The following is a 13,301-nucleotide window of genomic DNA, read 5'->3' on the forward strand; positions in this document are numbered from 1 at the left end:
AGGTAGTACTTACCTCCTTATATTTCCTAATAAAAAATATATAGGGAGCTCATATTATGAAAGAGAAACTAAAAATTGGAGTAGTAGGCCCTTTTTCAGGTCCTAGGTCTGTATACGGTCAAATGTTAATTGAGGGTGTAAATCGTGCGAAGCTAAATTATACTGGTAACATCGAATGGATTTATCAAGACGATAAAGGAGATCCAAATACCATCAAAGATATCTCTAAAAAAATGATTGAATCAGGCGTTGTTGCTGTAATTGGACACTTTAATAGTGCATGTGCTTTAAAAGCAATACCGTTTTATTCCAAGGCGAAAATCCCATTCTTAGTTCCTGCATCAACTAATTTAGACGTTACGCTTAATAACGAAGAATTAGTATTTAGGTTTTGTTCTAATGATTTGGTACAAGCTGAAACTGTTATTAATTTTTTGAAAACTAAAGATATTCAAACGATTGCGGCGGTTTCTGATGAAACATTTTACGGAAAAAGCCTAGCAGATTTGCTGTATCAAAATGCAACTTCTTTATTTAAAGAAGTTACTAGAATTGAAGATTTTAATAGTGAAAATAATAAGTATAGTGATGCAATATTCTTTGCCGGGACACATTTTAACTCTGCAACTTATCTAAAGGAACTAAGGATGAGAGGGTATAAAGGGATTTTTATAGCTTCAGATGATTCTTATGTAGATGAATTTATAGAATTAGCTAAAGATTATTCCAATGATGCTTTTACCATAAAGGCAAAAGAAGATTATGTAGAAACATCATTTCTTGCAGCTTCGTATCTATTAGATTGTATTGAATCTAATGTGGAAAATTTAATCAATGAATTAGCGAGAGGTAATTCTACAATTAAATTTTCAAACAATGGAGATCGTTTAGGAGCTTCATGGATAATTGCACAAGTTATTGATAAATCTTTTGTTGAGGTGAATTATCATAAAACATTCAGCTGATGTAGTTATTATTGGGGGGGGTATTATTGGTGCAGCTATACAGTATTATTTAACCAAGCAAAATATTACAAATACAATTTTATTAGAGAAAAATTCCTTTAGTAGTGGATCAACAGGCCAATCAGGAGGTTTTATAAGGGTCTATCATAATGATCCCTATCTAACTGAAATAGCGAAAGAAGGAATAAATGATTTTTTTAGTATTAGTGAAGAGGTTAAATTTAAGCAGACTGGAATGTTATATGTTGAAAGTGAAACACAACATATAAAAATGGAAAAGCAAATTGGAGAACTTAAAAATTCTGGACATAAAATTACTATCCTTTCATCTGAAGTATTAAAGAAAGAATTTGAGTTTATAAATTTGCCTAAAAACACCTGTGTCGCTTACGAGGAACAAGCAGGGTACATTAGCCCATCGTTAGCCACGAATACATGGATTGAAACATCTAAAACTAAAGGTGCATTAGCTTGTGAAGGAATCGAAGTGAAAGAAATTTTAATGGATAATAACTGTGTTGTAGGAGTTAAAACCTCCTATGGGACTATATATTGTAAACATATTGTTGTGGCAGCTGGAGCCTGGAGTGGAAATATATTAGATACTATAGGTATTAAAATTCCAGTAAGAAGTAAAATTATTCAAATTCATTTCTTTGATGGAATAGGGCAAAAAGACCATCCAATTTTTATAGATGATAGTACTGGATTATATGGCAGACCTGATAATCTAGGTACTTCTCTAGTAGGATATCCAGTAGATAAGTATGATATTGACCCGGACAAAAAAATGTCAATTGACCCAAATGACTTAGAAAAAATGCTTCAAAATTCAAAAAGTAGATTGCCATATATAAATAAAAACTTATTTATAGGTGGAAGAAGAAGCTTTGATGCATATACATCAGATAATCGAGGAATTATAGAACAATTTCCACAAGCAGAAGGCTTAATCGTTGCAACTGGCTGGAGTGGTGGTGGAGTAAAGTTGGCTCCTGGTATTGGTAAGAGAATAGCAAAAATGATTACTGGAGTATAGGGGGAGAAAAGACTATGAACAATCTCGAGAATATTGAAGTTTTTGAAGCGACTTATGATGATAGAAAGACTGTTATCAATTTAATTAGAATGTATATGGAATTCTATGAAAAACCGGTGCATGAAAAAAGTTCTTTAGATGAATTAGTTAATACTATAATAAAAAATAGAGATTTGGGATTATTCTACGTTTGTACGGTTAATAAAGAGCCAATTGGATTTGCTACTTTATATACGACTTTCAGTACGTTAAGTATGGGAAGAGCAATGATCTTGAATGATTTATTTGTTATCCCTGATTATAGAAAATTGGGTGTTGGGGATATGTTATTTAATACTTGTAAAAAGTACGTCCAAGACAATAATTATGCATATATGGAATGGGTTACCGCAAAAGATAATATGGTTGCTCAAAACTTCTATAAAAAACAAAAGGCAAATAAGAGTGATTGGATTGTTTACAGTATTTAAATAACAATCTAATAGTATTTAGGGCGTATATAACAGAATATTTTCAATGTGCAATTTTGTTATGTATTTTCCAAATCCCTTTCTTTAAACAAGTTAAAACAAATTTAAGGTCAAACAACCGATATAAGAAAGAAGGAATGTATAATGCCAATTCAATTTATATTTATAGTACTATTGGCGCTGACTCTTTGTGGGGAAGGTATGTTAACAGTAACTCTAACCTGGACAATTTTGGATAAAGGGGGATCAGTTACTCATTTAGGAATTATATTAACATTAATGAGTTTGTTACCATTCTTTATGCAAAAATATTCGAAAAGCCTTAAGATGTGGTTAACAAAAAGTCCATTGTTAATTTTCTCTGGTGTCCGTTGTATCGGCATTATTCTGATTATAATAAGTCTTTTAAATAGTGAGCACATTAATGTTTTTACTTTATATATTTTTGCAGGTGTTTTTTCTATTATTTTATTTTTATCTACGCAAAGTTTGGAAACATATATGTCTCAAATGGTATTATCAGGAGAAATTCCAGCAGGAAAGGCTTCAAATATGTTACAAACTGCAATACAAATTGGAGCATTTGGTGGGAACGCAATAGCAGGATTTATGATGAATGTAGGTGGATTTAATAATGTACTTTATGGTTTAGCATTCTCATTAGGTATTGGGGTATTTTTACCTCTTCTGATGCCTCTATTAAAAAGTAAAGAGGTTCAGCAAAATAAAAAACCTGTATCAAATCATATTGAAAAAATAAATCCAATAGACAATTCAAAAATATTGTGGATTACAATTACTGGTATTGCTGTTTTAACAATACAACTTGCTTCATTTAATTTTTTAGTACCAATTTTGTTTCACGATGTATATCGTTGGGATCCTATGCAGTATGGATTTGTTAGTGCTGCAGCAGGTTTAGGGGCTTTATTAGCTACACTTGTTGGGAAATTTGAAAAATTTATTCCAAGGTCAATTTTTATATTAATTGCTGTTTTTGATATTACTTTAGGATTAGTGCATTCCTGGTATTTAGCAATTGCCGTTTCATTTATGCTTGGTTTTGTTTTTAATCGTTCACGTATCAACCAAAGAACTGTGATGTTTGACTTTATTAAAACAAAAGAAGAAACGGTTATTTGGTCTAGTCGATCTACACTAGCATTCCAGTTTACCAAAGCTGCTTTACCTTTAACGTTAGCATTACCTATTCAATGGATTGGGATTATGAATGCAGGCCATCTGTTTGGAGTAATAGGTACGATTGTTGCTGCTACTATGATGGTAATTTATCTAAACGAACTAAATCATAGAAAAAAAATAGAAGTTTTACAACAAGAAGTTGCTCCAAAATCATTTTAATAGCAGCGTATTAAATGAAAAGAACAGCTAATGAAGTGAATTTTATAATGTAGAAACAATGTATAAATAACTATGTAGAAATGAGTACTGTATTATACAGTACTCATTTCTTTTAATTCGGCTGTAATTATAATTAAAATAGTCAATATATTTTTCCTGTTTCCAATTCAAATGAAACAATATCCGCGATAATTCTTTATATAAACATGAGAGTATTAGCTCATTTTACGTCGTTATATATATTGTTTTTGCTAAGAAGAATCCTTCCACAAGGGTAAGTAGGTGGAAGATGAATTGGCTTCGAACAAGGGATGGTAGGAAGCCATTTAAGTTATTTGACATACATAAAGTGTTACTGGCTAGTTTGTTATTATTATTTCACTACATATAGAGCGTCCGCTCGCTTTAGGGTGGGTTCATATTTAAAGAAGCGTGAAATGAATGATGATTAATAAAGAATATAAATTTCGTATATATCCAAATTAAATACAAGCAACCCTTGATCAAAAAACGATTGGCTGTACCCGTTTTGGCAACCTTGCCGAAGCTTATACACGCTTTTTCAAAAAATAAAACAGTGCCCTGTGTTTTAAATTTAAGAAGAACATCATACAATCTTACAACCCAAAACAAACAAATGAAAACAGTACCGTTGTGGGAAACAAAATTAAATTGTCGAAACTTGTTCTTGTTCGTTTTTCCAAAAATTGTTATCACTCCATTATATTTTAATATTACTATGCATTTTTTGGAGTAATGTATTTATATTATGTTTTAGAGTGGTGACTTAAACTTAATTTATATTATCAAAGAACTACACCCCAATTGTTAGGAGTGTAGTTTTTAGTTGTGGTATTTATTATTATGAAAAGTCGCCTATAACTTTAATTCTCTGCTAAATCATAATTAGTATTTGTTTTGAAAATTATAAGATTAGACACTATTTGAGCTACAGAACTATAATTATCAACAAATTCTTCTAATTCTTTCAAATCAGCTATTATTATTTTAGCAATAAAGTCAGTCTTTCCTGTAACTCTATAACAAAATTCAATATTTGTTTCAAGTTGAATACAATCCATAAATTCCTGATATTGTCCTTCTTTAACTTTTATTTCTAATATTGCTTGTAAAGAATTTGTAGTTGTTTCCTTAACGCTTTTTTCCGTTCCAATCAAGTGAGCGGATTTAGTTTGAATAACGGTATTTTTCATTTGATAAAAAATCCTTTCAAATTAGTTTCAAATAGAAAAAATATAATCTTTTTCCATTATAGATGAAATGGAAAGTTGAATTAGGGTTTAGTATTATAAAGGTATTCAGATATAGATATAAAATATTGTGTGATAAAAAACTTTTAAAGGAGGAATTTATATTATGAAAAGAGCATCGGATGATCAAAAGTTATTGAGTATATATTTTCAACAAATTGTAAAAGCAATTATACTTATGAAATAGTATAACATTCTATCATTCATTAAGAGGCATATTTTTGAAGAAATTTTAATGGATTTTTGGTAAATACAATAGTTTTCCCAACGCTAAAGGGCAGTAATGTAAAACTGAAAATATTGAGAAATACGAAGATTAGGTCTATTGATATTGGATTTATTACGCGAAATGTTATAATACATATATAAGCATTATTTAAAAAAGCAACTCGAACCCCAATCCGAGTTGCTTTTTTATTATCTGTTTAATTATCAAAAAGCAACTAAGTGAATTGTTATGTTAGTTTATAATATTCCAAATACCAATAATTAGTATTTAAGATATTTAATTTAAATATTTTATAAAATGCGGGTGTTTGAAAATTGAATTTTCATATGTAATATTGCATATAAAAGCTTTTGCTTATTATGTTATAATTCTATTAGTAAATTATTCATCCATTAATTTACTTCTATTCATATCGATGGATATGAAAACCCTAAATTATAAATAAAAAGAGAAGAACTATGGTGGGTTCTTCTCTTTTTATTTATAATTTAGATTACTAGTCAAAATGATTATTATAATCATTTATTACTTTTAAAAAAAGTTTATAAAACCTCAGTTATTTCAAATTCTCCAATATCCATTTTCAAGTATTAAAACATTTAGCTAGTGTGTATCTTAATCAAGTGTATCTCTGATAAAAGAAACTAAAGAATTAATAAGGCTATTAACACAGCTGTTTAATTTCTTATAGAAAAACGGACGGAAATTCTAAAGAAATGAGAAAGAGATAGCCTTGATATCTTAGGTATTGTGTAAAATTTTTCTATGTTTCACAATCATATAGCATAATTTTAAAAATTGAAACCAGGTAGAGTTCATTTGGTATACAAACCTATGAAAAAATTAAATTGGATCTATAAAGAGTTGATTCGGGTAGTATTCAAGTAGAAAGTGAAAATATATAAATAATTGAAGGTACTATGATTGGTTATATCCATGTTTGGTATTTAAGACTGAGGGATTTGCTAGCTTATTAAAGCTGTATCTTATTAAAGACTTGAATGAGTTTGAAATAAATGGGGATGTTTATGGAAATTTAGGTGTATAAAAAAATGAAACAAAACTATTATTTCATAGCAAGTGGGAAGAACAAGCATATAAGCATACTCTTAAAAAAGGTAGATTTCTATGGGTGGAAAGTCTTTATACAATAAAATATGCTATCTAGTTAAAAAATAAGAAGTTAAAAAACATTATCTTATTAGTGAGAAAATTAAGAAGGACCTGATGTATTAAAACAGGTCCTTAAACTAAAGCATTAGAAACAAACTGTCACCATTATAATACCAATAAAGAGAATTTAATTCAATATATTAAATATTGAGAAATAAATAATAATAATTCCATTTTATCGTAAATAAAAGAGCACTTGCTTCCTGTAACAAATAATACTGTCACCATTACATATATTATCTAATTACAATTTATATAGGGAAACCCTGTTTTTTTATTTAATTGAATTTATCATTTTAGCCAGGAAGACTCCTTCCTCAAGGAACGCGAAGTGAGTAGTTGGGAGATGAATTGGCTTCGGACAAGAGATGGCAGGAAGCCATCTTAATTGTTCGACATACATAAACTGTTACTTCACTATCTATCGAATGTATGTTTGTTGTATAATAGACACATGCCGAAATGGAGGTGAAATGAATGATGATTAATAAAGCATATAAATTTCGTATCTATCCAAATAAAACACAAGCAACCCTAATTAATAAAACGATTGGCTGTTCTCGTTTTGTATTCAATCATTTCCTATCTCTATGGGATAGCGCATACAAAGAGACAGGGAAAGGTTTGACATATGGTACATGCTCTGCCAAACTTCCTGCCATGAAGAAAGAGTTTGTTTGGCTCAAAGAAGTGGATAGTATTGCGATTCAGTCGTCTGTTCGCAACCTTGCGGATGCTTATACACGCTTTTTCAAAAAATAAACTAGTGCCCCGCGTTTCAAATCTAAGAAAAACAACGTACAATCTTACACCACAAAACAAACAAATGAAAACATTGCCATTGTAGGAAAAAAGATAAAGTTGCCGAAACTAGGTCTTGTTCGATTTGCCAAGAGTCGCGAAGTAAAGGGACGTATTGTAAATGCTACAGTTAGACGGAACCCTTCTGGCAGATACTTTGTGTCATTGTTAGTTGAAACAGAAGTGCAAGAACTTCCAAAAACACAATCTTACATCGGAATGGATGTGGGACTAAAAGATTTCGCCATTTTGTCAGATGGAACAACCTATAAAAATCCGAAGTTTTTTCGGTCATTAGAAGAGAAGTTGGCGAAAGCGCAGCGTGTTCTTTCTAGAAGAATAAAAGGATCTTCTCGCTGGAATAAACAGCGAGTAAAAGTAGCTAGAATTCATGAATACATGACGAATGCTAGAAAAGATTACTTGGACAAAGTCTCAACTGAAATCATCAAAAACCACGATGTTATCGGTATAGAGGATTTGCAAGTATCGAATATGTTAAAGAATCATAAGTTAGCAAAAGCCATTAGTGAAGTATCATGGTCGCAATTTCGATCCATGTTAGAATACAAAGCAAAATGGTATGGCAAACAAGTCATTGTCGTATCGAAAACATTTGCTTCAAGCCAATTATGTTCTTGTTGTGGATATCAAAACAAAGACGTTAAAAATCTAAACCTACGTAAATGGGACTGCCCTTCTTGTCGTACACACCATGATAGGGATATTAACGCAAGTATTAATCTAAAGAATGAAGCGATAAGGCTTCTAACCACAAGGACTGTGGAGCTAGCCTAATAAATTAGAGTTCGATAGAACTCTTTACTTAGGAATCCCCCTCTTCTAAACGAAGTGAAAGTGGGGGTAGTTCAATCATGGATGCCTACTTCGTTATGCACTTAATAGCATTCTGGAACAAACTTGTCAAGATTTTGAGGTCTTTATTATCTGTGACGGTGCTGTTGATGAAGGACGCGAAATTGCCTGGCAATCTGTCCATAATGACATGCGATTTCATGTATTGGATCGCCCTAAAGGCACACGCCATGGAGAGCTGTACCGACATGAGGCATTACAAGTTGCCAAAGGGAAGTTCGTATGTTATCTAAGTGATGATGATTTGTGGTTTCCTATCATTTAAAACACATGGAGAAAGCTCTAAACAAAGCTGATTTTGTTCACAGTCGGTATCTAGCTGTAATACATAACCAGATGATGACAACTATTAAGGAATCATTGGAGGAAGCTTGGGTCCGTAACCGCATGTTGCAGGAACCATTTAATATTTTTGGTCCTACAATTGCTGGACATCGCATGGATACCTATCGTTGTCTTCCTGAAGGATGGGCTCCTGGCCCTAAGGATGTGTGGAGTGATCTAAATATGTGGCGAAAATTTTTGCTGCTAAACGACGTAACTTTCTATACTATACCAGCTGTAACTGCTCTTATTCTGCCCTCCCCCTTTAGAACCTCCATGACCTTGGAGGAAAGAAAAACAGAAACAAAGTTTTGGAAAAAACAAATCAGTGACTCTTCTTTCCGTTCCTTTCTTCAAACTATATTTTTACTTCATTAATTCTAAATATAAAAAAGATAATCTTGATTCGATGAGTACTACAGCAAGTGTCATTGCGTTAGGATTTGTATTTATATTACCCCTTTTTCTTATATTCTTGGATTTTCTGTTTTCGTGTCACATTAGCTATATTCATTATTGACTACCGATAATGAGACGTTATGTTAACTGAACATGTATAGAATATGCAAAGGAGAATCCAAGTAAAACATCGAAGAAAATCATAAAAAGGAGGATACCAATGGAGAAATATTTTGCGGAAGCACATCATTTCTGTTCTTGTAATAGAAACAACTTAGCAAAAGATACTATATGTGGTTGTTTTTATTGTTTGAAAATTTTTAATCCAGAAGAAATTACAGAGTGGTGGGATGATGATACTACAGCGGTTTGTCCTTATTGCGGGATTGACTCTATTATAGGAGAAAGCTCTGGATTTAAAATCACAGAAATGTTTTTAAGTGAAATGCACAAAAGATGGTTTTAATTAAACGAATAACAGAATCAACTTCCGATAACGCGCGTTATATTAACTAGATATTTATAAAATACATGGAGAGGGAACTTAAAATGTGTCTCATCTTAACGATTTCTACTCAAAAAGAAATACTTAGAACAGTACAAGAAGAGTTTGAAGTTCACGGTTTGTACATTAACAAAGTAATAAAAGGTCCCCTATTGTCTATAAATAGCATCTATACCCTTGATAACGGAATGTGTTCCTGTGACTTTTTTCTGACAATAAAGAGAGTAAAAGTTATCAAAAACTCCTTAATAAATTGTTTAAAGACTTATATAAATCAGAAGTACATATTGGACTTCTTCTTCATTGGTATAAAGAGTCCATTGAAAGCGAAAAGATTAGAAAACCCAAAAAAATGAAAATTTCTTTTGAGGATTTAACAAACTCAATTCATGATATAAATCAAGATGTTCTTTACAAAATTTATTAAAGCTAACTTCCGATAACAAAGATTATGTAAAAGAAAAGTACCTTCAGATCTTCTGAAGGTACTTTTTTAGGTTTCTAGATACATTGAATACCGATAATAGGACGTTATGTTAACTTAACATGAATACGGTATTCATTGTTCTTTGTTTAACTAACCTACCCTGTTAGTTAAACAAAAAACAATGATAAAATAAATTAATAGAAAGCAATATTACCCATTGAGGGGAGAGTTTAATATGGTTTTAGTTAGTTCATTATCAACTAAAGAAGATATAAAAAGGCTAATAAATAGTAAAGAGATAACCGTATATGTTATTTCTTTTTATCAAGACTCAGAGAACGAAACACCACATGTCGTACTTATAAACGATAAGTGTGAACCGTTTTCTGTTACAAATGTCCCCTATGACCATCTATTTTGGGGAGAAATTGACCGAATATCTATATGTTATGATGAAGACTACTATGAAAAATCATTACTATACTACTCTGAAGAAAAGAACGATTGGCGATATAGAGATGTTAAATATATTAGATTTACTAAGATTCATAATCCAAAATTAAGTATTTTTCGTAAGAAATATCAAGTATTTTCTGTTAAAGATAAACGTAAAGAACAAATCCAAGCAGATTTTGCTTTATTACTTGAAGGTGAGAATAAAAATGTGTTGATACACTGTTCAAAATTAGGAGCAAATCTTTATGTTATTGATGATATGAAAAAAGTAAAGGAAGTTTTAGTTAATGCCGCAAAAGTAATTTAAGGAGTGAAGTTATGATAAGTGTTCACGATAATACAATTGTTTCATACCAAGTTAATCTTGAGAAAGAAGAACTTCGTATTCACACCCTTACTGAATTAGGAAACAATGTATATATAGTTTTTTTCAGGTGTCCTAGCACATTTTTTTGAAACCCAAATAAGTGACAGCATTATTTTTAATATAGACGAAGATCCACTTCTAGATTTTTTTAAAGAAAGTAAGAAATTATTAGAGCAACAAAAATCTTATTGTTGGCCTATATGTTATGAAGATATTAAAGAATTAGAGGAAACATTAATAAAGGGGGAATTATTTTTATTACAACATTTGTGCATCTTATGGTCTAAGTGGTTGGGTATTAGCTAAGAAACTTGAGATATTAGACTCTTATTAAGTTAATAATGGTCTTAAATACACTTCCAATAACGATAATTATGTAAATGAGCTGTCCAAATGGATGGCTTATTTTATTTTTTGCTTAGCGTGGTTTTTTCCAAAATGCTGGCGGTACCCCATTTCAATTTAAATAAGATAGTATTACACTTAGTATGTGCTTTACATTCTATTATTTATAATAATAAATTCTAAAAAATGTAATGTAGCTCACAGGAGACATCCTTAAAAACTCGCCAAATATGAGTATGTAGTCAATATATTCATCTCGCAACGTAAAAAAGACACTATAGAAAGTGTCTTTTTTAACGTTGACATACTATGAAAGAAAATGTAGTGATTAATCATAATTTGTTGGATACTTCTTGGTTAATCCTAGTATAACATTAATATAAGTATTTTAAAATGCAACTTTACATATATTCAGATTTAATTACATTAGTAGATTCGTCTCAAATATTATTAGGGAAATCAAATACTTCTTCACAATATTAACGAAACAATTAATAAAATCACTCGATAATCTGGCCCAATTGCTGAATAACATGACCGGCATTTTTACAACAACTTTATTATGTTTTAAACGACTTTATTGTAAATTTAACAACTTTATTATCTCTATACAACTACTATGTATACATAGTAGTTTTTTTATAGTTATATATTGAAATTCAAATGATTGTAATAGATGAATTTATTGTAAAATATATACATTTATAGTTGGTTATATTACTATTATTATAAATATTGGAAAAAGAGGGTGGTACATGTAAATGATTTAGATGAAATTTGAAACTTTCTATAGTAAGTTTATAGTTTTGGGAGAAGCAGAAAAAATTAAATTTTGGGGGTTAATTCACTATGTTAAAGAAAATGATGTTTATGTTAATGGCTCTAACTCTAGTTTTTGTCCCAACGCTCGCTTCAGCTGCAACTATTGAAGATGGAAAACAATATAAGGCTACACCTGAGGAGTTAGAAGCTCAAGTTAAAGAACTAGAATATATTTTTTCAGTACTTATGGTAAAAAATGAGGAAACAGGTAAGTACGTTCTTAATAAAGAAGAACTAGCGAAATCTTCATATAATAATGAAGAAAAAGCAGCTATTATTGCTGGTGTTTATGTAATGAATGATGATGAAATGCCATCTAATGTTTATTCAAGTAATGTTTGGGAAAGATGTTGGCAGGATGCATTAGGTATTGGCAAGTCATATTTTAATCAAATAAAATCATATCTCAAAAAGGAAGATTACTGGGGAGCATTGGGAGTGCTTTCATTGCTTGGCTTGTCCGTAAACCCAGTGGTACTATTTGGTTTTGCAGTAACTTGCGGACCAGCTCCGGCATCTATTTCACCTAATCCTCATGAATAATTAGCCTGGTATCTTATAAGTAAATTTACTAAAATAAGAATCTCTTTTGTGCATCAATTAATGCAAAAGAGATTCTTTTATCTTTTTAACCAAGTATAGTTGTTAAATATGAAAATATTAAGTATATTTTGTTGAAAAAAAGTGTATTTGAAGTAAGTTAAACTTTCATATGATATGCTTGTTCTATACTAATAAATTTACAGTTGAGGAGCTGATCAGTTATTACTATTATAGAAAATATATATAATGCTTCTATATTATTAATGTTTTTATCTACTTTTAGTTTTTATCTGTATTTGCGAAAAATAAAAAGACAAAGAAAGCTCACTGGTTTCGAACTTACAATGTTTATAATAACACAAGTTGGTTACATTCTTTGGGGAATCTATATTATTTATATAAATTTTGCATGATGTATACTTAGAAATAGTATGTTTAAAAATGAAGGGGTATCATCCGATATATATTTTGGATGATACTTTTTTGTTTTATGAACAAAAAGGCTATTGAAAAAGGGTGTGATATGAATATCAAACCCTTTTCACTATATGTAATTATTTCACTGCCTCTTTTAATTCTTTTCCAGCCTTAAAAGCAGGTGCTTTTGAAGCAGCGATTTGCATTTCTTCACCTGTTTGTGGGTTACGTCCTGTACGTGCAGATCTTTCACGTACTTCAAATGTACCAAATCCAAGAATCTGTACTTTCTCTTCATTTGCTAGCGCAGTTGTTATTGTATCTAATACAGCTTGTGTTGCTGCAGCTGCATCTTTTTGTGTAAGTTCTGCTTTTTCTGCTACTACTTTTGTTAATTCTGTCTTATTCATTTCCTGCACCTCTTTATATGTAATTAGGTGACTATTATAACCTGCTTATTATCTTGATGCAATTAATAATATGTATAAATTTAGAACAGGTTTAGATAAG

The 13,301-nt window shown here is 30.6% G+C and carries 10 protein-coding genes and 4 pseudogenes; 12 read left to right on the forward strand and 2 right to left on the reverse strand.

Going from position 1 to position 13,301, the window contains the following annotated elements; all coding sequences use genetic code 11:
- Window positions 1–56 precede the first annotated feature (56 nt).
- The 5 genes and pseudogenes from JFU20_RS02325 to JFU20_RS02345 form a co-directional block, all read left to right on the forward strand.
- Entirely contained in the window at window positions 57–965 is a 909-nt protein-coding gene (locus tag JFU20_RS02325) for a branched-chain amino acid ABC transporter substrate-binding protein (protein ID WP_078205064.1), read from the forward strand.
- Window positions 966–975: 10 nt separating this feature from the next.
- Window positions 976–2,004: an NAD(P)/FAD-dependent oxidoreductase gene (locus JFU20_RS02330; RefSeq protein ID WP_078205065.1), complete on the forward strand. Its 1,029-nt coding sequence runs from the start codon at window positions 976–978 to the stop codon at window positions 2,002–2,004.
- Window positions 2,005–2,018: 14 nt separating this feature from the next.
- Entirely contained in the window at window positions 2,019–2,474 is a 456-nt protein-coding gene (locus JFU20_RS02335; RefSeq protein ID WP_078205066.1) for a GNAT family N-acetyltransferase, read from the forward strand.
- A 144-nt stretch (window positions 2,475–2,618) separates the two neighbouring features.
- Window positions 2,619–3,836 carry an MFS transporter gene (locus tag JFU20_RS02340; RefSeq protein ID WP_002191540.1) on the forward strand — a complete coding sequence of 406 codons (1,218 nt, stop codon included), beginning with the start codon at window positions 2,619–2,621 and terminating at the stop codon, window positions 3,834–3,836.
- A gap of 486 nt (window positions 3,837–4,322) precedes the next feature.
- Window positions 4,323–4,544, forward strand: a pseudogene (locus JFU20_RS02345) (hypothetical protein); the annotation flags it as partial.
- Between the two features lie 176 nt (window positions 4,545–4,720).
- On the opposite strand, the gene JFU20_RS02350 reads toward JFU20_RS02345, so the two are convergent.
- Window positions 4,721–5,050 (reverse strand): Lrp/AsnC family transcriptional regulator, encoded by a 330-nt coding sequence (locus tag JFU20_RS02350; RefSeq protein WP_078205067.1) that lies wholly within the window; start codon window positions 5,048–5,050, stop codon window positions 4,721–4,723.
- A gap of 1,936 nt (window positions 5,051–6,986) precedes the next feature.
- Here JFU20_RS02350 and tnpB point away from each other — a divergent pair.
- From tnpB to JFU20_RS02380, 7 genes and pseudogenes are all read left to right on the forward strand, one after another.
- A pseudogene (tnpB, locus tag JFU20_RS02355) lies at window positions 6,987–8,108 on the forward strand (IS200/IS605 family element RNA-guided endonuclease TnpB).
- Between the two features lie 82 nt (window positions 8,109–8,190).
- Window positions 8,191–8,451 (forward strand): annotated as a pseudogene (locus tag JFU20_RS30660) (glycosyltransferase family A protein); the annotation flags it as partial.
- 5 nt (window positions 8,452–8,456) lie between these two features.
- On the forward strand, window positions 8,457–8,888 hold the full coding sequence (locus JFU20_RS30050; RefSeq protein WP_242488137.1) for a hypothetical protein: 432 nt from the start codon (window positions 8,457–8,459) through the stop codon (window positions 8,886–8,888).
- Between the two features lie 241 nt (window positions 8,889–9,129).
- Window positions 9,130–9,375 carry a cytoplasmic protein gene (locus JFU20_RS02370; RefSeq protein WP_078205069.1) on the forward strand — a complete coding sequence of 82 codons (246 nt, stop codon included), beginning with the start codon at window positions 9,130–9,132 and terminating at the stop codon, window positions 9,373–9,375.
- Between the two features lie 701 nt (window positions 9,376–10,076).
- Complete coding sequence (locus tag JFU20_RS02375) at window positions 10,077–10,604, forward strand: hypothetical protein (protein WP_078205071.1); 528 nt, start codon at window positions 10,077–10,079, stop codon at window positions 10,602–10,604.
- An 11-nt stretch (window positions 10,605–10,615) separates the two neighbouring features.
- Window positions 10,616–10,998, forward strand: a pseudogene (locus tag JFU20_RS30515) (hypothetical protein).
- Between the two features lie 860 nt (window positions 10,999–11,858).
- Complete coding sequence (locus tag JFU20_RS02380; protein WP_016097172.1) at window positions 11,859–12,374, forward strand: hypothetical protein; 516 nt, start codon at window positions 11,859–11,861, stop codon at window positions 12,372–12,374.
- 554 nt (window positions 12,375–12,928) lie between these two features.
- On the opposite strand, the gene JFU20_RS02385 is transcribed toward JFU20_RS02380, so the two are convergent.
- Window positions 12,929–13,201: an HU family DNA-binding protein gene (locus tag JFU20_RS02385; protein ID WP_016097171.1), complete on the reverse strand. Its 273-nt coding sequence runs from the start codon at window positions 13,199–13,201 to the stop codon at window positions 12,929–12,931.
- Between the last annotated feature and the right edge of the window lie 100 nt (window positions 13,202–13,301).

The sequence above is a fragment of the Bacillus sp. TH30 genome (genome assembly GCF_016650875.1).
Lineage (GTDB): Bacteria > Bacillota > Bacilli > Bacillales > Bacillaceae_G > Bacillus_A > Bacillus_A mycoides.

Bases quoted from the DNA above. Each gene is read 5' to 3' on its own strand.
- JFU20_RS02325 (WP_078205064.1), top strand. From the start codon at position 57: ATGAAAGAGAAACTAAAAATTGGAGTAGTAGGCCCTTTTTCAGGTCCT.
- JFU20_RS02335 (WP_078205066.1), top strand. From the start codon at position 2,019: ATGAACAATCTCGAGAATATTGAAGTTTTTGAAGCGACTTATGATGAT.
- JFU20_RS02340 (WP_002191540.1), top strand. From the start codon at position 2,619: ATGCCAATTCAATTTATATTTATAGTACTATTGGCGCTGACTCTTTGT.
- JFU20_RS02350 (WP_078205067.1), bottom strand. From the start codon at position 5,050: ATGAAAAATACCGTTATTCAAACTAAATCCGCTCACTTGATTGGAACG.
- JFU20_RS30050 (WP_242488137.1), top strand. From the start codon at position 8,457: ATGGAGAAAGCTCTAAACAAAGCTGATTTTGTTCACAGTCGGTATCTA.
- JFU20_RS02370 (WP_078205069.1), top strand. From the start codon at position 9,130: ATGGAGAAATATTTTGCGGAAGCACATCATTTCTGTTCTTGTAATAGA.
- JFU20_RS02375 (WP_078205071.1), top strand. From the start codon at position 10,077: ATGGTTTTAGTTAGTTCATTATCAACTAAAGAAGATATAAAAAGGCTA.
- JFU20_RS02380 (WP_016097172.1), top strand. From the start codon at position 11,859: ATGTTAAAGAAAATGATGTTTATGTTAATGGCTCTAACTCTAGTTTTT.
- JFU20_RS02385 (WP_016097171.1), bottom strand. From the start codon at position 13,201: ATGAATAAGACAGAATTAACAAAAGTAGTAGCAGAAAAAGCAGAACTT.